The organism is Streptococcus sp. SO4 (assembly GCF_030440055.1).
GTDB lineage: Bacteria > Bacillota > Bacilli > Lactobacillales > Streptococcaceae > Streptococcus > Streptococcus nidrosiense.
This window is the reverse complement of sequence record NZ_JAQFJI010000014.1, coordinates 1-19,643: the sequence shown is the minus strand read 5'-3', so window position 1 is coordinate 19,643 and position 19,643 is coordinate 1. Positions and strand designations below refer to the sequence as shown.

Genomic DNA, 19,643 nt, shown 5'->3' with positions numbered 1-19,643 from the left:
TAGCTGAATTGACTTTTGATACAAACTTTATTTTCTCTATTCTCAAGTTCAACAAGCCATCAGGTTTATTGAAATTTCTCAGGACTGAGACTAGGAAATCGAGACTTGATCTATCGATTTCTGTCCCAAAGCTTTTTATTTCAATCGATAGGTTTTTCTTGGTTTCTTTTTAGGCACTCGTTTGAGCCCAACTTCTTCTACATACTCACCGTATTTTACGAGAAAGTTATTGCTGACGATTGGTCGTCCTGGGTTGATGAGATTGACCAATTCGGTCCCTTCATAGACAGTGAACTCCTCCTCTAGCAGATAGAGGAAGGTCGGATTCCAGTCAAGACGCCCTTGGATTCGTTTAATAGACTCTTGGATAATGGCATAATGGTCAAAGGCGAAGGCGTGCTCCTCCAACTCTAGTCCCTCTAGGAAGCACTTGCCTGTCTGAAAATCAACATCGACAAAAACCACATCCTTGGCATCATCTCCAGCTTGAACGAGTTCGAGTGCTCGACTAGGTAGATACACCAAGTGGGCGATAGTAACCGTCCAGCCCCGCGGATCACGACCTGGGGTAGACACCGTCATCAACTGTTCGATTTTTTCCAAAGGAAGGTCGAGGTTAACCTCCTCTCTCACTTCACGCTGGCAAGCACGCCTTGCATCTTCGCTCTTATCCATAAAACCACCGACCAGGGCCAAGCAGTTTTGATAAGGATGAGCCTTGCGCCGGATCAGCAAGAGTTTGATTTTCCCTTCCACAAAGCAATAAGCTACCATATCCACCGTCACGCTCGGTTTTTCATACTGAGGAAGATCCTGTTTGCAGTACCAGTCTAAAAATTCCTTCTCAGTCGCATGAATTTCAAAATATTCTCTTTCTGTCATTCCATCCGGGATTATCCTTTCAGTCATCTTATCCCTCCTTGACAGCTTTTGTCCATTGATACCAACCGACTAAACTATTGATGGTATAAACCCAGTACATACCTTGGATATGGATATTTTCACCCCACCAGAGGTAAATACTAAAGAGATTGGTTGCAATCCAGAAAATCCATTGCTCCCGGTAAAGACGTGTCATCAAGAGCTGACCAACACCATTGGTCGCATCGGTAACACTGTCACGGAAAGGACGAGCGCTATGGATACTTTGGTAGGCAAAGCCCATGCCAATCCAGATGATAGCAGTCAAAGCCAAATATTTGAGCCAATCAATCAAACCAAGTTTCTTAGCTTCAAAGTGGGATTCTTCTGGTTTTCCTTGCTCATTGATCCGATTAGACAACCAAGTATAGAGACCAATGGGCTGCATGACAAAGAAATAAACTGTTGTCAAAACTTCTCCGTAGAAAGTAGCATTCATAGCTAGGACCAAATAGATAGCAGAGTTAATAGCTCCAAAAAGGTAGTTACTAGCCCGACCTTCTGCAACCAAGATAACGCAGACAATCCCTGTCCAAGAGGCCAAGAGACCAACCCAGTCATGACTTTCCGTGTTTTGTGTAAACTCCAGAATAAGAGGGACACTTGATAAAGCAATCAAATAGAGCCACTGGAAAAGACTGCGTCCCACAAAGAGGTCTTTCCAAAGCAAACGCATAACTCCTGCAAAACCAATTTTACGAGCTTCTGCGTGAACATTTTTAAAATTTGCGATAAATCGAGTAATTTTTTCAGTTATTTTTTTCATTTTCTTCTCCTAATCTGCTTGGTAAATGGCATCGATAGCTACTTTTGCTGCTTCATAATTTCCTAGATAGTCATCAGCTAGATAAACATGAGGGATAGTAGCTAGATATTGCTCCCTCATCATATCCAAATGCTGGGAAAAACTATGACGGATATGGTCTTCTGCCATGGTCATGTCTCGAAAACCATCATTGACATAAGAGCCAACAGGTTGCACAAAGAGGATTAAATCCCACTTTTCCTTGGCTAAGATGGAAACGAAGAGATTATCAAAGGTCTCTACAGACAAATCCCCCTGCTCTTCAGTTTCCATGTAGTAATCGTAGTAGCCCTTGGTTACCAATGAGTTGGTGTCTGCAATGACCAAGCCTCGATTGGCATTGCTATCGATTAACTTGGAAGTTTGGTCATATTGGCCCAAAAGGAGGTAATAATAGTCTTTTGGAGTAAGTTCATCATCTCGGACATTATTTTTTATCTGATACTCACGAGCATATTCCAGACTGACTGGCGCATCATAGAAGCGAGCTAAATCCTTGGCTAGAGTTGTTTTCCCATTACTAGCACTTCCCATAATCAACACTTTTTTCGTAAACTGACGGCGGAAAGGTTGAGCGATATATTTCCAATATTTGCTTGGATTTTCTCGAATCATGGTAGCCGAAATTCCAAATTTTCTTTCCTGTAAGACAGTCTCGAAACCACGTTCTGACAATTCTTGTTGGTATTCGGACTCTCCTACAAAAAAGATGAGCTCCTGACCAGTCTGGTCATAGGAAATGGCCTGCAACATCTGATCCAACCATTCCTGCCAGCCCATTGGATAGCGTGGAATATTGGTTTCGTCAAGTTTACAAACAGAGGTCAACTCATCATCTCGAAATGCTTCACGAATATAGCGAAACCTCTTTTGTAGTGTAAGTCCAACCTGTTCACCACGATCTCCCTTATAACCTGAAACTACCACCCATACAGCATCGCATTGTCGTTTTGCTCTTTGGATTAAATCAATATGCCCTTGATGTAAGGGAGCAAAGGTTCCAAAAACCACCGCTATACTCTTTTTCATATCTGTTTAACCTTTTTATAACTTTTTATATTTTGTATTATAATTCATCTTTCTGCCTTTGTCAACACTTTTTTATTATTTTTTATAAAAACATTTCTAAATTATAAGATTTTTTACTTGATATGCAAAACCAGATCAGGAGAATTCTGTTTTGAAAACCTTAAAATAAATGCACAATCCAAGTAGCTATTTGGGCAACAACTTTTCAAAAAAGAGGCTGAAACAATCTGTTCCAACCTCACATTTTTAAACAATCTCAAATTTTAATTGACCAGCTTTAACACCAATTTTCAGAGTCTTGCCAGCTTCTAATTCACCTTTAAGGAGAAGTTCTGCTAGTTTGTCTTCTACTTCTGTTTGCAAAGTTCTGCGTAGTGGACGAGCCCCCATCTCTGGATCATAGCCTTGCTGAGCTAGAAGTTTAAGGGCAGATGCTTGGAGTTTCAAGTCAATTCCTTTTTCTGCAAGACTAGCAATCAATGGTTTGACCATAATCTTAACTACTTCTTGCATATCTTGACTTGACAAGCTATGGAAGACTACCTTCTCATCAATACGGTTAATAAACTCTGGACGATAAGCCTTTTTCAGCTCCTCAAACATCCGTTTTTCCATATTTTCTTGATCAAAACGAATATCCTTAGCTCCAAAACCAACTGTCTTGTCATCACGAAGGGCTGTCGCACCAAGGTTTGACGTCATGATGATAATGGTATTAGAGAAGTCAACCTTGCGACCTTTACTGTCCGTCAAGACACCATCATCCAAAACCTGTAAGAGCACATTAAAGATGTCTGGGTGCGCCTTTTCTACCTCATCAAAGAGCAAGACTGAATATGGTTTATTGCGAACCTTCTCGGTCAACTCTCCACCTTCTTCGTAGCCTACATAACCTGGAGGAGCTCCGTTGAGACGGCTGGCTGCGAATTTCTCCATATACTCACTCATGTCAAAACGGATAAGGGCTGATTCGTCATCAAAGAGGACTTCTGCCAAGGCCTTGGCCAATTCGGTCTTACCGACACCTGTTGGTCCTAGGAACATAAAGGATCCGATTGGACGTTTATGGCTACGAATACCAGATTGATTACGGCGAATAGCACGACTGATACTAGATACAGCCTGTTCCTGTCCGATCACACGTTTATGCAGTTCAGCTTCAAGGTTGAGATACTTCTTGGCGTCCGTTTGGGTTAATTTTTGAACAGGAATTCCTGATAAGCGACTCAAGGTGGTCAAAATATCAGATTCTTCTACTACATCTTTATAAACAGGTACTTCCTGTTCTTTTGCAATGAGTTGAGCTGCTTGCTTCCATTTGCCATCCATCAAGGCCTTATCAGCTGGTGTTAAACCTGACTCCTCTTGTTTAGCGTGTTTCGATTTATTTTGCACTGTTGCTGCCGCTTCATCCAAGAGATCAATTGCTGAGTCTGGCAAATGACGACTCGTCAAATAACGATGTGCCATTTTGACAGCTATTTCGACTGCATTGTCTGTAATTTGGACATGGTGGTGTTTCTCATAAGTTGCTTTCAAGCCCTGCAAAATAGCCATACTATCTGCTAAACTTGGCTCCTCAATCATCACTTTAGCAAAACGACGAGAAAGGGCTGCGTCTTTTTCGATGTGCTTTTGATACTCTTCCTGAGTAGTCGCACCGACAGTTCTCAGAGTTCCACGTGCCAAGGCAGGTTTCAGGATATTGGCTGCATCCAAGGTCGAATCAATCCCACTTCCTGAACCCATAATGGTATGAAGCTCATCGATAAAGAGGATGACCTTGCCATCTTCCTCGATATCTTTGATGATATTGTTCATACGTTCTTCAAAGTCACCACGGAAACGAGTTCCCGCAACCACATTCATCAAATCAAGCTCTAGAACTCGCATCTTAGCCATTTCATCAGGTACATCCCCGTTGGCAATACGTTGCGCAAGACCAAGTGCTAGAGCTGTTTTACCGACACCTGCATCTCCAACTAGGACTGGATTATTTTTTGTCTTACGGCTCAAGATTTGAATCATACGAGAGATTTCTTGGTCACGCCCGATGACTGGTTCCAATTTACCTGAGCGAGCTTGCTCTGTAAGATCATGCGTATAATCTTCCAAACCTCCACTTGGTGTCTGAGGCATGCCCATCATATTAGCCATAGAATTTTGCTTGTCCGCTACCGTACGATGGCGTTGACGAAGGGCCTTCAAATCATCTCTAGTCCAACCAGCACGCGCTTCAAGACTACGACGAAGTCCAGCAATCTTGACCTGATCCTTCTGATCTTCGTAAGAAAATCCCGCTTTTTCTAGAATACGAGTAGCCAAGGCATTGCCATCATGTAAGATAGCATAAAGCACGTGCTCTGTTCCTAAAACCTTGGCATGCACAACAGAAGCTACATGCTCTGCTTCCAACAACAATACCTTCAAACGGTGTGAAAAAGGCAACTCCTGATAATTTTCCTTATCGCTATACTTTGTTTCAGTCAGCTCTACAGCAACTTCCTCCAGACGATCAATCTCATATGGAAATTCGTTTAAAGTTGCCCCAGCTACACTATAACTATGATTGGCCATAGCAATCAATAGGTGCCAAGACTCTAGGTATTCTGCTCCAAAATGACTTGCGACCAGAAAGGCACTGTCTATACATTCTTTCAATGCTTTTGAATATTTCATTTAGTTCTATTTTCCTTTTCTATCTACCTCTTGTAATAACTGTCGGAGCATATTGGCACGGATAAGATTGGCATCCTCACCTAGAACTCGGTCTGTCGCCATTGCTAGTAATAGATTCATCTCCTGACGAGTCACTAAATCCTGTTCAAACAAGAGTCTTAAAACATCTTCAAAGATAACTAGGCTGACTTCTTCGCCCACCGAATACAGTAAATCGCGGAGCATTTCATGGTGGTTTGAGAATTCAATCCGTCCTATTCGAATGTAGCCACCACCACCACGCTTACTTTCAACCAAGTATCCCCTGCTTTCTGTAAAACGAGTCTTAATCACATAGTTAATCTGACTAGGAACAACCTGGAAAGTATCTGCCAACTGACTCCGTTGCAACTCCACAATACCAGATTGATCTAAAATTGCCTTGATGTAGGCCTCAATATGATCTGATGTATTTTTAAGTCTCATAACAAACCCACCTCTCTTTAAACCTTGACTATCTTTGACTATTATACCGAAATTTTTTCATTTTTAAAAGAAAAAGGGGCTGGTAATGAATAATCCTCACCAACTCCCTATCTTTCTAATTATTTAAGCCCAATTCCGCTAATATCTGTCGTTTATAGGCAATTTTTTGGACTTCCTTGTCCTCAGTTTCAGACCAATCTAGTTTAATTTCAGCAACAATCTGCCCAGGGCGATTTTTCAAGATATAGATACGGTCGCTAAGGTTAAGGGCTTCCTCTATACTATGCGTAATGATGAGTGTCGTCAGGCCTAACTGTTTATGAATATCAAGATACCAGGCATGAAGTTCCATTTTGGTCATCTCATCCAAGGCACTAAAGGCCTCATCTAAAAGAAAGAGCTTGTGCCCAAAAAGGTAAGTGCGGAGTAAGGCCACACGCTGGCGCATCCCACCACTAAGCTCATGAGGATACTTATCCCGTACAGCCGTCAACTGAAAGGTAGCAAGGATTTCGTCTGCACGGGCAATGGCTTCCTCCTTATCGACCTTTTGAATCAAGAGGGGCAGGATGATATTGCCAAGAACGGTCTTGTGTTCCAAAAGTAGATCCTTTTGTAGCATATAGCTCACGCGCCCCTTGGGATTTTCCTCACCGTCAAGAATGATTCGCCCCGACTGGACTTCTAAAATCCCTGCAATCAGGTTAAAGAGAGTGGTCTTTCCTACACCACTGGGCCCTAGGATAGAAACCACTTCACCTGAAGTCACTTGTAGGTTAATATCTTCTAAAATCTTCTCATCATCGTAGGTATAGCTTACGTGTTCTAGTCTAATTTCTGTCATTATTTTACAAATTCGTTGGTAAATCCTTTATCAGTCAAGTCTTCCTTGAGGATTCCATTTTCCTTATCCCATTTGTAGAAGGCATTCCAACGGTCAGCATCAAATTGTCCCCATTTGTCCTTGTCGCTTGCGTATTCTTTTGATAAGTATTTCTGAGATTCGATTACAAAGTCACGTTTATCTTTGAGTTCAGGTGCATTTTTGATGAGGATATCTGCAGCTTCTTCTGGGTGCTCCATAGCGTATTGGTAGCCTTTTTTGATGGCTTGGATGACTTTGCGAGCTTCTTCTTTGTTGTCTTTCAGATAATCGTTGTTTGCAATGATAACTGGTGAGTAGTAGTCAAACTCTTTGACATAGTCTTTCAAATACATAAAGTTTGCATCCACACCTTGAGATTTGGCTAGAATTCCATCCCAACCATAATAAATCCAAGCAGAGTCAAAAACGCCGTTGGCAATCGGTGTGATAGAGTTTGAGTCGTTATTTGGTACTTTTTCAACCTTCTCGAAGTCTCCACCTTGAGATTCTACCAAGGTTTTCAACATAGCAAGCTCAGTCGGGTCATTCCAGGTTCCGTATTTCTTACCAACTAAGTCTTTAGGACTATTGATATTATCAGACTTACGAGAGATAATTCCTGATGTATTATGTTCTACAATCGCTGCAACGGCTGTAATGCCTGCCCCTTTTTCCAATTTCTTAGCCATGTAGTCTTGGAAATACACTGCAAATGGTGCCTTACCATTGATAACCAAGTCAGATGAGCTTTCTTCTGGTGGCAATTTCAAGTCCACGTCCACTCCAGCTTCCTTGAAGTAACCTTTTTCTTTAGCTACATAAAGCCCTGTATGGTTGGTATTTGGTGTCCAGTCTAGGATAAAATCAATTTTTTTGAGTTCTGCTTCTTTGTTATCCTTAGAAGCAGTTCCTTGGCCGCAGGCCACAAGCAAAATAGCTACAAAAGCTGTTACAATCGTAAAAAACACTTTCCATGTTTTCTTCATTTTTATTTCCTCTTTTCTTTTTCCAAAACGCTCTTTAAGTACGTTTCCATTTAATCACATATTTTTCACTAATATCAACCAACTTCATACCCAAAAGGCTGATCAGCGATACCAGAATAATAATGGCAAACATGGTATCATACTGAAACAGTTTCTTGGACTGAATCATGTAGACACCTAGGCCTTCAAAGCCTCCCAACCACTCAGATACCACTGTTGTGATAAAGGCGTAGGAGACACTAACCCTGAGTCCTGCATAAAAGTAGGGCAGACTGACAGGGATTTTAAAATGCCAAAGGATTTGCCAAGGATTGGCTCGCATCAGACTAAATAAGGTCAGCATATCCTTATCACAATGCCTAAAACCGTCCAATATACTGACAATGATCGGGAAAGTTGTCGTCAAGATAATCAAGACAATCTTGGGCAAGATTCCGTAACCTAGCCACAAGACCAGTATAGGGGCTATAGCAATTGTCGGAATGGTCTGAACAACTACCATCATGGGGTAAATCAGATCATTGAGCCAGCCCAGACTATCCATAAGGACAGCCATGATACAGGCTATTAAAACACCCAAGACCAAACCTAACAAGGCTACTTTCAAGGTTGCCCAGCTATGGTACCAGAGAAATTCTCTATCACGAACAAAAGAATGGAGGATTTCAAGTGGTGTCGGCAAGATAAACTTTGGTAGAAGTTTTAAGAAACCTGCCACCTGCCAAAGAGATAAGACACCCAAAAATCCTAGCAGACTAATATGCCGTCTCATTATACTTTTCAAGTTTCTCATCGATGCTTAAAATCTCTCCTATATTTATTTTCACATTGGCAAAAACATTATCTATCCCTTGACCTGCCACTTCTAGCGCTTCTTTTAGAATGCGCATAAGTTGATCAAAGTCTCCCTCTAAGACCGTTTCAAAGGATGTCACTACCATGGACACTCCTTGAGCTTGCAGATAAGCAATGACTTGATCAATAAGGGCTATGCGGTCAATCCCTTGTGACAGGGGTAAGACTTGTAAAGCAATGCTTGCTTTCATTAAAACCTCCTACTAAGTTACAGTTTTTCTTTGTAAAAAAAGAAAAACCTCTTTCATATATGAAAAAGGTGCAAAATTAGGCCAAGTATTCGTTCCCTACGCTGGCATTACCCAGATCAGGTGCGGTCGAAGTTTAACACTTCCTCTCAGACTGTACACAGACTCCCATATATTATATGGACATATGATAACGCAAAATAAACAAGATGTCAAGGAAACTGCTTACAGAAAAAGAGACGGCAAAACTTCTCTTTCTCTAATTATACAGATGAACTAGCTCTTTCGATTAAAGCATAGGGGCGAATAACTGAGCTACTTCTTTGATTAATGTTTGATACCAAGTAGGCTTGATTGTTCCAGGAAAAATTTCTTGTGATACTTCAAAAATCTCTTCAAAGTCCTTACGAATATCTACAATCGATGGTGTTTCGTACAATAAAACTGCATTTTCATAGTGGTGAACCAAGCTTCGATAATCAAGATTTATGGTTCCAACAACCGCAAATCGATCATCAACAATCATTTGCTTACTATGGATAAAACCAGGAGTATACTCGTAGATACGTACACCAGCAGACAAAAGATTAGGATAAGACCCTCGAGTTACTAACTGGATGAGCTTTTTATCTGGGATAAATGGAGTTATAATTCTCACATCTACGCCTCGCATAGCCGCATTTTTGATATCCTCTGTCAAATCATAATCAATAATGAGATAAGGCGTGGTGATATAGACAAAATCTTCCGCTTGATTAATCAGGTTTTGATAGACAATTTTACCCACCTTCATTCTATAGATAGGCTTGGGTCCACTTCCATATGGGATACATAGACCGCCACCTGGTCGTGTCTGATTTTCCAAATGATACTGATCAAAATCACTGATTTCTCCACGGTTGATGTACCAGTTCATGAGAAATAGTCTTGTAAAGGCTTGAGTCGCCGGACCATCTATCCGAATCCCACTATCTTTCCAATGTCCAAAACGTTCAATCTGATTGATGTATTCGTCTGCAAGATTAATCCCGCCAGTATAGGAAATTTGCCCATCAATGACTAATATTTTTCGGTGGTCACGGTTATTATAGGCCACCGTCATACGAGGAATCACCTTATTAAACTTATGGGCATCGATCCCTTTAGACCGCAAATAAACCGTATAATCTCCCGGCAAGGTCACCATACAACCAATATCGTCGTAGAGCATCTTGACCTCAACTCCCTGAGCTGCCTTTTCTTCCAGAATCTCAAGCATGCTATCCCACATTAACCCCTTTTCGACAATGTAGTATTCTAGAAAAATAAATTTTTCAGCCCTCTTCAAATCCTCCAGCATCTGCTGCCACATTTCCTCACCATTTGAAAAGAATTGTGAGTCTGTCTGATCATAAACTTCTGCATTACTGTCCATATGCAATAAGGCATTGATAATCCCGTAGGCAGATTTATCAGTTTTCTGTATGTCTTGATGAAGACTATGTTCGCGCTTTTCATGAGATGTGATAGAACGAAGTTCCTGTAATTGTTTAAATTCCTTTTTTGATAACCGACGCTCACCAAACATGATATAAAGCAAGGGACCAAAAACAGGGACAAAAGTAACAATCAACCACGTCACTTTGCTTTCAGGAGACATGGAACGATTGACAATGGCTAAAACAGTTGCCACGCTGACCAGAAATACAAGAGCAACCCAAACAAGAGGAGCAATCTGGCTCATGTAAAGAATGACTGCAAAAACTACAAATAATTCTATCAGAATAATCGCAATGCTAAAACCATACTTGGACATCAATAGTCGAAATTTTCTAGTTCCCATAACTCCCTCTCAATTTCTAAGTATACTCCCTAATATACCGTCTAAAAAACGCCTGTTACTGTCTAGTATACTTAGTTTAGGAGAACTTAGCAAGTCTTTTCTGTTTAGGCCGATAGTTCTAACTATAAAATCAATTTAAAAAGCAGGCAACTTACATGTGCCTGCTCTCATATTACAATTTCAAAGCCAACATATTGACCGTCATACCAGCTGCAGTTCCCATCAAGAAGATGGTATCTCCTTCCTTCACATAGCCATGATCGAGTGCATAGGCCAAGCCAAAAGGTACAGCAACGGACACCATATTCCCATACTCACTGACAATATTGAGATACTTGTCTTTGCTAACTCCTAGTTTATCCATAACAAGTGGTAATGCTCGGCTAGCTTGGTGGGGAATAATATAGTCTACAGCATCTTTAGAAATACCTGATTTCTCTTGGAATTCTTGAAACATTTCTGGAATGACACGAGCAGAAAGCAAGAGGATTTTCTTCCCTTTCATATCAAACATGAAATTGGTCTTCGTTTCTTCAGAGTACTCTTTTGGTTGATAAGAAGTCAGACCTCCACGGATTTCAGTATCGTGAGCTCCTTCTGACCAAGTGCGTTGAAGACTTGCTATCACTCCCTTATCCTTGTCACTTGCTTGAAAAATAAAGGCTGCCGCCCCATCACCAAAGAGTTCATAACTTTCTTTTTGCTTTGGATTGAGACCCGAGCTACCAACTTCACTAGATACAATCAAAACACGTTTGTATTCTCCAGCTTCAATCAAATATGACATCGTCGATAGAGCAGAGATGAAACTTGTACAAGTCGTGTTGATATCCATAGCTGGTATAGAGAGCCCTTTTGCCACGCGCTCATGAATCAAAGCAGCTGTACACGGAATAGGCTGAACACCTACCGCGCTAGCTGATACAAGGCAATCAATATCTTTAATATTCAAATTTGCATTTTCAAGTGCACGTTGGATAGCCGCTTCTGCCAAATCTAGCTGTGTTTCTTCATTTTCTACGACACGGTAACGGGTTTGGTCTTTAAATTGCACTGCGTTTTTGGGAAGGCAAACTCCATAGCCTGCAATTTCTACATGTCTTTTTACTTCTGTCATAATCTTTTGTCCTTTCATAAACGTTGGATACGTTTGAGTTTACGACTTGTATCCCAGTGATAATCTGAAAATCGAATTTCAGGTTCTTTAAACTCTTTTTGTTGAGCCAAGAGTCGGAACTGCTCTGTGATGGCTGTTTCTACTTGCTCATCCCTTCGACTCAGACAAACCTCCACTAACTCCTCAGAATGTTGTTTGACTTGGTAATCTCCAACATTCTCCACAAAGAGAATACAACGCCTGATGAAGTCTGGATAAATCGTTACCTGACCTCCATCCAGTCCTTCAAAGTAGAAGATATCATCAGAACGTCCTTCGACCTTGTCAATCCTTGTGTAATGAGATCCACATGAACAAGGTTCAGGATTTTCAACCAAGATATCGTTGAGCTGATAGCGATAAACAGGCTGACTGCTCCGCTTAAAGTCAGTAATGACTGGATAAAAACGACGGCCATCCAGGTAGTGCTTTTCCACAAAGATGATGTCTTCATTAAGATGCAGATTCCCAGCCGAACAAGTACAAGCTAGAAAACCTTCTGTTGCTTGATAGACCTGGTCAATAACTGGTAGTGCAAAAGCCGCAGAAATCCGTTCTCTGTCACTATCTTCCAAGATTTCAGCTACTGAAACGATTTTTTGTGGGTGAATGACTAACTCCCCAGCTTTTAGACGTTTGCTCAATTCAATCAACATAGAAGCAGGTGCCACCACAATGGTCGGTTGATAATTATTGAGACGCTCGATATGCTCATCTGTATTCTTGAAAATATCAAAGTACTCTAAACGAATGAGCGCCGTATTGATGGTCTGATACAATTCATTATCAGCTCTCAAAAAAAAGGCTATACGATGTCCAAAAAGGTGACCTTTGGGCAACATCTTTGCCAAGATAGCTGCTGCCCACATACTGCGCTCTTTTTCAGTTGTGATAAAAAGCCCCCGGTGTCCAGATGTTCCAGAAGACAACCCAACAGCTATTTCTCCCTTGAGCTCTGTAAAATTTCTGGTCTTTTCACTTTCGATAGCCAAAGCCAAGGCCTCATCTCTATCCACACCTTGAGTATTAAGCTCATTGAAATGCGTCATCATAAATGCTTTATCCATATGATCAAAATCACTGGGTACACCATTTTTAAAATAAGGTGACTCATGTTTTAGAAATTCCATATAGACATCTAGTTGCTTTTTCTGATAGCTTTCTAAGGCTTCTCGAGATTTAAAGTTATGAAGCCAACGAGTTTGGATAAAAGTTTTAAGAAAGGTTATTTTTTTCATACAAAATCCGCTCAATCCTTTCTATAGGGTCATGGCTGACAAGCACTTCTATACCATCCTTTAACACCTCTTCCAGTAGCTCTGTTCCTTTGATATAGTCAGCCTTACTATCTTGCACCAAGGAAGGAATCAGATGCATCTGTTTGGTGTAAGGTAAAAGGTCAATTCCCCAACAAAGGTCCGCTGCGATAAAGAGACGATAATCTGGCATAAAGAGACAGGCTTGGCCCTTTGCATGCCCATCAATAGATGAGACAAGGATACTCCCGTCTCCAAAAAGATCATTGGTGGAACGATAATTGAAGTTGGAGTTTTGCTGATCTGCCTTAATGATAGTCAATCTTTCCTCAAAAGTACTCGGCAAAAATTCTTTAAAAATTAAATCTTTTAGTTTGGGTTTCTTGTAAACATCATACACTTCCTGGGTTAGAATAAAGGTTGCATTCAGAAAGAAGCCAGCCCCTCCTAAATGATCTGGATGTAGATGAGACAGCAGGACATAATTAATTTCTTCTGGTTTAATTCCTTTAGCCTTCAGCAAATGCGAAATCTGATCCTGCTCTGTCATTTGAACGGGCGTCCCCAAGCGATATAAAGCATATCTTAGTTTTGTCTTAATATTGTAGTGATAGCCAGTATCATAAAGCACATAGCCCTTATCCCTATGTTTGATCAAAAAGACGCCTGCTGGGAAAGTCATCTTTCTATTCTTGACACCCTTAAAAAGCAAACCGGCATAACTCGTACAATATCCCGCTGGGAAATACTCAATGCTTTCGATAATCTTGGACATATTGTTCAATCCCTTCTGAAATACTAATTTTCGGATGATACCCCAATTCCCTCTTAGCCTTGCTAATATCCAGTGTTTGACTATAGCGAAGCAAGTAATAGGTATATCGTGTTAGAGGCGGCTCCCCTTTAAGGTTCAAGGTCTTGTATAGAAATTCTAAACTACTTGCAATTCCTGATAAGAGAGATGCTGGAATTTTTCTATATTTGATTGGGTAACCCAAACCTTTCAAACTTTCCTCTAGCAAATCCCTAAAAGCCCTCGGTTCGCCATTAGTAATGTTATAGACCTCACCTTTTGCTTCTGGGGCTTCTAAGGCTAAACGAATTGCGAGAGCAACATTTTCCACGCAAGTCATGTCCATGAGCTGACGCTCATCTCCAATTAAAGGAATGCCAATTTTTTGACTAAGATTGATCACCCGTGGCAAGATGCTGGTATCTCCAATCCCAAACAGTCCCCGAGGCCTCAAGATAATACTAGGAACATCTGGATAATCCTTAAAGAGTCTCTCCGAAGCCAATTTACTACGTATATAGTTATTGAGATTATTTTCCTCTGGAGCAGCACTTTCTTTGATTCCTAGTTGATCTTTTGGAGCAGCATAGATGCTTGGTGAGGAAACATAGACTAAACGCTGCATACCTACTCGACGACAAGCTTCGAGAACATATTTAGTTCCTAAAACATTGGTCTGATAAAAATCTTCCCATGGCCCCCAAATAGTTGAAAGAGCCCCAGCATGAACAACCATGTCCATCCCTTGACAAGCCTCTAATAAATCTTCTTCCTTTGTCAAATCCCCCTGAAAAAAACTGACAGAAGAGTCTTCCAAGGATTGCCCTACCTGACTGTTTCTACCAAAAGCTCGCACTTGATAACCATGTTCTACTAGTTCTTCTACTACATATTTACCCAAGAAACCAGTGGCTCCTGTAACTAATACTTTTTTCATCATTCTTTCTCCTTATCTGCTAACAGACGGTGGATTTCGCTTTCCAAAATTTCTGTTGGATGATAGGATTGTGCAGCCTGGCGTAAAATTTCTAATTCTGACCAATCTTCTTTAGCAATTAATTTTTCAAATGCCTGCCCAATCTCCTGGCTATTATCTCTTTTAGCTGTGAAAGCAACACCCGCTTCCACACCACGAACAGCATAATCATATTGGTCGTAGTCATGAGGCAAAATCAAAGCTGGTTTACCATAAATGATACACTGATAAAAAATTCCAGCTCCACCATGATGAATCACATAATCCATCTGAGGAATGTATTCTTTGTAAGGAAGATAAGAAACAAGGGACAAATTCTCCATCAGATTCTCACACTGAAAAGGTTCTCCACCAACTCCACGAGTCACAAAAAAGTGAAAATCAGGATGCGCTTTGGCTAGTTGCTTCGCTTGAAAGATTAGATTATCTTTGGCCCATGCCAGTTGTGTCCCACAAGTTACCAAAACCTTTTTTCGATTAGGGAAAACCGACAAATCTAATGGATAATCCTCTCCAGCCTCAACTGAAGCGCCAAAAGGTCCTACCCAGCGATAGTGCTCTGGAAATCCTTTCTTCAACTCCACTTCTTTCATCCCAATACCTAAGATAGAATAGGGAGAATAAATAGTTTCTTGGCCTTTCTGATTGTAAAGTTTAAAATGATAACGCCTTAAGCGGTCTCGTAATAATAAAGATACTATCCGTTTTCCCAAACGAGTTGTTTTTCTCCCAAGAAACTGCGCTAAAACCTGCCAGCAATTCTGGGGAGTCCCCATTCCCCCAAAGAAACAAGGTGGTCCATCAGTTGTTTCAATCGCAAACTGGGTCGCCATAGTTGTTATCCACGGGATCCCCATCTGCTCAGCTACAAGTCCACCGGATAGTGTGATAAAGTCTACTATGACAATATCCGGACGATGATTTGTCCATTCTTGGATTAATTGGTCCGAAACTAGGTTTACCAAATCAAGACTAGCAGACAACTGCCGATAGGCTGAAATAATTCCTAACTGCTCCTTATTGTTGGCAGCTTTTTCAAATTCCTTTACGTGTCCTTCTAAAATGGGAAGAACTTGAAAACCAACCGCCTCTGCAACAGCCTTTTTCTGGGGACCTGTAAATAAACGAATCTCATACTGAGGATTGTCTAATAGAGGTAGTAATAAATTCATAGTTGGATACAAATGTCCACTTAAAGGAACAATCACAACATCGATTTTGATTTTCTTCATAATCCTAGCATATCAAATTTTCCAAAAAAGAACTATCACAAGGATAGTTCTTCTTAAATATTATTGGTTTTAAATCATAGGAATAGTATTTGATTTCCTAATACATTATTTAAATTTTCGGGAGGAATTCATAATGTAAGAATCTTAAATTTACTATCCCTAAAAAAATTCAAAAGTAGCTTTGCTTAGAACAATTCCTTATAGAAAGCAATGGTTTCTTCCAAAGTTGGCATGAATGGATTACCTGGTGCACAAGCATCAATCAAGGCATTCTTAGAAAGGTATTCAAAGTCAAAGTCTTTTTCTTCGATACCAAGTTCTGTCAATTTCTTAGGAATACCGACAGTTTCAGAAAGTTTTTCAATTTCAGAAATAGCATAAGCAGCACATTCTTCATCTGATTTTCCTTCGATTTGCATACCCAAGGCCTTAGCAACATTACGGAAGGCTACAGGTACACGTTTGGCATTTTCACGCTCAACGACTGGCAAAAGCATAGCACAGCAAACGCCATGAGGCAAGTTATAGACAGCACCCAATTGGTGAGCCATTGAGTGAACATAGCCGAGTCCAGCATTGTTAAAGCTCATTCCTCCAAGGAAGATAGCATTAACCATACCTTCACGAGCTTCGATGTCGTGTCCGTTTTCTACTGCACGTGGAAGATATTCTTTGATCAGCTCGATAGCTCCGATAGAGAGTTTCTTAGTCACATCATAAGCACCTGGTGTTACCAAAGCTTCAACAGCATGAGTAAGAGCATCCATACCAGTAGCAGCAGTCAAAGCTTGAGGTTTTGAAACCATCAATTCAGGGTCATTAACAGAGATAAGAGCAAGACTGTTCTTATCAACCATTACCATTTTAACCTTACGTTCTTCATCAGTGATAACGTAGTTAATGGTAATTTCTGCTGATGTACCTGCAGTAGTATTGATAGCGACAACTGGAAGACCTTTTTGAGCAGACTTATGCAAACCTTCATAATCCTGCGGTTTACCACCATTCGTCGCGATTACAGAAATACAGCTAGCTGCATCCTGTGGAGAGCCACCACCGACCGAGATGATAAAGTCACAGTTGTGCTCTTTCAATGCAGCAACCCCATCCATAACATTTTTACAAGTAGGGTTCGGTTCAACATCACTAAAGATAACGTAAGCAATTCCTTCATCATCTAAAGGTTTTAAAATTTTTGGCAAGATATCACTTGATTCGATAAACTTATCTGTCACCAAAAGAGCCTTACTATAACCCAACTCCTTAACATAAGGCCCAACTTCATTTATCACACCTTTACCAATAAGGTTAACTGCTGGAACGTAAAATGTTGCCATATTTTATCCTCCTTGCGCTTTTCACGCTATATATTTAGGTTAATTGTATAATATATTTTCTGTATTTTCAAATATTTGTGATTTTTTTAACAAATAGGAGATTGAAAAAATATTTTAATAAAATTTCATAAGGAACAGATAACCAGACAAATTTGAGATGGATTATTTTATTGAAAAAAAATGGCTCTATAATTTCTGTAATGGGTAAAACCACCGTAGGAATTATGGAGCCTATTTTGTTGTAGAAAAAAAGCCTCATATGACCTATAATGAAAAGCGACAAAACAACTCATTAGAAAGATTCATATGGAACAATTACATTTTATCACAAAACTCCTTGATATCAAAGACCCTAACATCAAGTTTCTAGATATCGTCAATATGGATACACACAAGGAAATCATCGCTAAACTGGACTATGACGCCCCGTCTTGCCCTGATTGTGGAAATCAAATGAAGAAATATGATTTTCAAAAACTGTCTAAGATTCCTTACCTTGAAACGACGGGCATGCCTACTAGAATTCGCCTTAGAAAGAGTCGATTCAAGTGCTATCATTGCTCGAAAATGGCTGTCGCTGAGACCTCTCTCGTCAAGAAAAAACACCAAATTCCTCGTATTATCAACCAAAAGATTGCTCAAAAGTTGATTGAAAAGACTTCTATGACTGATATTGCCCATCAGCTATCCATTTCAACTTCAACTGTTATTCGTAAGCTCAATGACTTTCACTTTAAGCATGATTTTTCTCGTCTTCCAGAGATTATGTCTTGGGATGAGTATGCCTTTACCAAGGGAAAGATGAGCTTTATTGCACAAGATTTTGACAAGCTCAATATCATCACCCTTCTTGAAGGAAGAACACAAGCTATCATCCGCAATCACTTTCTTCGCTACGATAGAGCTGTTCGCTATCAGGTGAAAATCATTACTATGGATATGTTTAGCCCTTACTATGACTTAGCTAGACAACTTTTTCCGTGTGCTAAAATCGTTTTGGATCGTTTTCACATTGTTCAACATCTTAGCCGAGCTATGAGTCGGGTTCGTGTCCAAATCATAAATCAATTTGATCGAAAATCTCATGAATACAAGGCTATCAAGCGGTATTGGAAACTCATCCAACAAGATAGTCGTAAACTCAGCGATAAACGATTTTATCACCCTACTTTTCGCATGCACTTAACGAATAAAGAGATTCTAGACAAGCTTTTGAGCTATTCAGAAAAGTTGAAACACCACTATAATCTCATCAAACTTATCAAACGAAATGCTTTTGGCTTCCGGAACTTTGAAAACTTTAAAACCAGAATCCTCATTGCTTTGAACATAAAAAAGGAGAGAACCATGTTGGTCCTCTCCAGGTTATAACTTTTCATCAACCCACTACAGTTGACAGAGAGCCTAAAAAAAGAACAACCAGTGTTCTTACTCTGTAATATCAATCGGGAAGACAGGATTCGAACCTGCGACACCTTGGTCCCAAACCAAGTACTCTACCAAGCTGAGCTACTTCCCGAGTTAAATAGAAAAAATGCACCCTAGAGGAGTCGAACCTCTAACCGCCTGATTCGTAGTCAGGTACTCTATCCAGTTGAGCTAAGGGTGCTCATTATATGCCGAGGACCGGGATCGAACCGGTACGATCGTTACCAATCGCAGGATTTTAAGTCCTGTGCGTCTGCCAGTTCCGCCACCCCGGCCTCTCTAAGCGAACGACGGGATTCGAACCCGCGACCCCCACCTTGGCAAGGTGGTGTTCTACCACTGAACTACGTTCGCATCGACCTCTTGGTTATATTAAAAAATGCCGGCTACATGACTTGAACACGCGACCCTCTGATTACAAATCAGATGCTCTACCAACTGAGCTAAGCCGGCTTATTTCTATTATGCGGGTTAAGGGACTTGAACCCCCACGCCGTTAAGCGCCAGATCCTAAATCTGGTGCGTCTGCCAATTCCGCCAAACCCGCAATGATGACCCGTACTGGGCTCGAACCAGTGACCCATTGATTAAAAGTCAATTGCTCTACCAACTGAGCTAACGAGTCTAAAATAACTTCCGTTATCTTAAACGGTCCCGACGGGAATCGAACCCGCGATCTTCGCCGTGACAGGGCGACGTGATAACCGCTACACTACGGGACCTATGGGAGTTAACGGGATCGAACCGCTGACCCTCTGCTTGTAAGGCAGATGCTCTCCCAGCTGAGCTAAACTCCCTTTAGCTAAGCGACTTCCTTATCTCACAGGGGGCAACCCCCAACTACTTCCGG

The 19,643-nt window shown here is 40.7% G+C and carries 17 protein-coding genes, 9 tRNA genes and 1 riboswitch; of the genes, 1 reads left to right on the top strand and 25 read right to left on the bottom strand.

The annotated features are described in order from the left end of the window. Positions 1-135: 135 nt before the first annotated feature. The 16 genes from PCY08_RS08695 to PCY08_RS08620 all read right to left on the bottom strand — a co-directional run bounded on the left by PCY08_RS08695 (position 136) and on the right by PCY08_RS08620 (position 17,365). Positions 136-909 carry an NUDIX hydrolase gene (locus tag PCY08_RS08695; protein ID WP_301560075.1) on the bottom strand — a complete coding sequence of 258 codons (774 nt, stop codon included), beginning with the start codon at positions 907-909 and terminating at the stop codon, positions 136-138. A 1-nt stretch (position 910) separates the two neighbouring features. Beyond that, positions 911-1,687 (bottom strand): nicotinamide riboside transporter PnuC, encoded by a 777-nt coding sequence (pnuC, locus tag PCY08_RS08690; protein ID WP_301560074.1) that lies wholly within the window; start codon positions 1,685-1,687, stop codon positions 911-913. A gap of 9 nt (positions 1,688-1,696) precedes the next feature. Next, positions 1,697-2,755: an AAA family ATPase gene (locus PCY08_RS08685; RefSeq protein ID WP_301560073.1), complete on the bottom strand. Its 1,059-nt coding sequence runs from the start codon at positions 2,753-2,755 to the stop codon at positions 1,697-1,699. A gap of 246 nt (positions 2,756-3,001) precedes the next feature. Beyond that, the gene (locus tag PCY08_RS08680) at positions 3,002-5,434 is read right to left on the bottom strand and encodes an ATP-dependent Clp protease ATP-binding subunit (RefSeq protein ID WP_301560072.1); all 2,433 of its coding nucleotides are present in this window, start codon (positions 5,432-5,434) and stop codon (positions 3,002-3,004) included. 6 nt (positions 5,435-5,440) lie between these two features. Next, positions 5,441-5,899 (bottom strand): CtsR family transcriptional regulator, encoded by a 459-nt coding sequence (locus PCY08_RS08675; RefSeq protein ID WP_001237459.1) that lies wholly within the window; start codon positions 5,897-5,899, stop codon positions 5,441-5,443. A gap of 115 nt (positions 5,900-6,014) precedes the next feature. Then, the gene (locus tag PCY08_RS08670) at positions 6,015-6,743 is read right to left on the bottom strand and encodes an ABC transporter ATP-binding protein (protein WP_301560071.1); all 729 of its coding nucleotides are present in this window, start codon (positions 6,741-6,743) and stop codon (positions 6,015-6,017) included. Beyond that, a complete protein-coding gene (locus PCY08_RS08665; RefSeq protein ID WP_301560070.1) occupies positions 6,743-7,750 on the bottom strand; it encodes an ABC transporter substrate-binding protein in 1,008 nt (335 codons plus the stop codon). The genes PCY08_RS08670 and PCY08_RS08665 overlap by 1 nt, the downstream gene beginning before the upstream one ends. A gap of 34 nt (positions 7,751-7,784) precedes the next feature. Further along, the gene (locus PCY08_RS08660; RefSeq protein WP_301560069.1) at positions 7,785-8,543 is read right to left on the bottom strand and encodes an ABC transporter permease; all 759 of its coding nucleotides are present in this window, start codon (positions 8,541-8,543) and stop codon (positions 7,785-7,787) included. Continuing rightward, positions 8,506-8,796, bottom strand: coding sequence for a thiamine-binding protein (locus PCY08_RS08655; protein ID WP_301560068.1), 291 nt, complete (start codon positions 8,794-8,796; stop codon positions 8,506-8,508). Before PCY08_RS08655 ends, PCY08_RS08660 begins: the two co-directional genes overlap by 38 nt. 76 nt (positions 8,797-8,872) lie before the next feature. Further along, positions 8,873-8,975: riboswitch (TPP riboswitch) on the bottom strand. A gap of 107 nt (positions 8,976-9,082) precedes the next feature. Next, entirely contained in the window at positions 9,083-10,615 is a 1,533-nt protein-coding gene (gene cls / locus PCY08_RS08650; protein ID WP_301560067.1) for a cardiolipin synthase, read from the bottom strand. A 172-nt stretch (positions 10,616-10,787) separates the two neighbouring features. Next, positions 10,788-11,732 (bottom strand): 3-oxoacyl-[acyl-carrier-protein] synthase III C-terminal domain-containing protein, encoded by a 945-nt coding sequence (locus PCY08_RS08645; RefSeq protein WP_301560066.1) that lies wholly within the window; start codon positions 11,730-11,732, stop codon positions 10,788-10,790. Positions 11,733-11,746: 14 nt separating this feature from the next. Continuing rightward, on the bottom strand, positions 11,747-13,009 hold the full coding sequence (locus PCY08_RS08640) for a F390 synthetase-related protein (protein WP_045762783.1): 1,263 nt from the start codon (positions 13,007-13,009) through the stop codon (positions 11,747-11,749). After that, positions 12,987-13,802 carry an MBL fold metallo-hydrolase gene (locus PCY08_RS08635; RefSeq protein ID WP_045762784.1) on the bottom strand — a complete coding sequence of 272 codons (816 nt, stop codon included), beginning with the start codon at positions 13,800-13,802 and terminating at the stop codon, positions 12,987-12,989. Before PCY08_RS08635 ends, PCY08_RS08640 begins: the two co-directional genes overlap by 23 nt. Continuing rightward, on the bottom strand, positions 13,777-14,757 hold the full coding sequence (locus tag PCY08_RS08630) for an NAD(P)-dependent oxidoreductase (protein ID WP_045762793.1): 981 nt from the start codon (positions 14,755-14,757) through the stop codon (positions 13,777-13,779). The genes PCY08_RS08635 and PCY08_RS08630 overlap by 26 nt, the downstream gene beginning before the upstream one ends. After that, on the bottom strand, positions 14,757-16,028 hold the full coding sequence (locus tag PCY08_RS08625) for a glycosyltransferase (protein ID WP_301560065.1): 1,272 nt from the start codon (positions 16,026-16,028) through the stop codon (positions 14,757-14,759). Before PCY08_RS08625 ends, PCY08_RS08630 begins: the two co-directional genes overlap by 1 nt. Positions 16,029-16,213: 185 nt before the next feature. Beyond that, complete coding sequence (locus PCY08_RS08620) at positions 16,214-17,365, bottom strand: iron-containing alcohol dehydrogenase (protein WP_301560064.1); 1,152 nt, start codon at positions 17,363-17,365, stop codon at positions 16,214-16,216. A 306-nt stretch (positions 17,366-17,671) separates the two neighbouring features. On the opposite strand from PCY08_RS08620, the gene PCY08_RS08615 reads away from it, so the two are divergent. Then, on the top strand, positions 17,672-18,736 hold the full coding sequence (locus PCY08_RS08615; protein ID WP_223140430.1) for an ISL3 family transposase: 1,065 nt from the start codon (positions 17,672-17,674) through the stop codon (positions 18,734-18,736). A gap of 74 nt (positions 18,737-18,810) precedes the next feature. Here the strand turns inward: PCY08_RS08615 and PCY08_RS08610 are convergent. From PCY08_RS08610 to PCY08_RS08570, 9 genes are all read right to left on the bottom strand, one after another. Beyond that, positions 18,811-18,884 (bottom strand) — tRNA-Pro (locus PCY08_RS08610). Positions 18,885-18,900: 16 nt separating this feature from the next. Beyond that, positions 18,901-18,974, bottom strand: a tRNA-Arg gene (locus tag PCY08_RS08605). Positions 18,975-18,982: 8 nt separating this feature from the next. Beyond that, positions 18,983-19,068 (bottom strand) — tRNA-Leu (locus PCY08_RS08600). 7 nt (positions 19,069-19,075) lie between these two features. Continuing rightward, positions 19,076-19,147: transfer RNA gene (locus PCY08_RS08595), tRNA-Gly, on the bottom strand. A 26-nt stretch (positions 19,148-19,173) separates the two neighbouring features. Further along, a tRNA-Thr gene (locus tag PCY08_RS08590) sits at positions 19,174-19,246 on the bottom strand. A gap of 12 nt (positions 19,247-19,258) precedes the next feature. After that, positions 19,259-19,340, bottom strand: a tRNA-Leu gene (locus PCY08_RS08585). Between the two features lie 5 nt (positions 19,341-19,345). Then, a tRNA-Lys gene (locus PCY08_RS08580) sits at positions 19,346-19,418 on the bottom strand. 24 nt (positions 19,419-19,442) lie between these two features. Next, positions 19,443-19,515, bottom strand: a tRNA-Asp gene (locus PCY08_RS08575). 2 nt (positions 19,516-19,517) lie between these two features. Next, positions 19,518-19,590, bottom strand: a tRNA-Val gene (locus tag PCY08_RS08570). Positions 19,591-19,643: the final 53 nt, after the last annotated feature.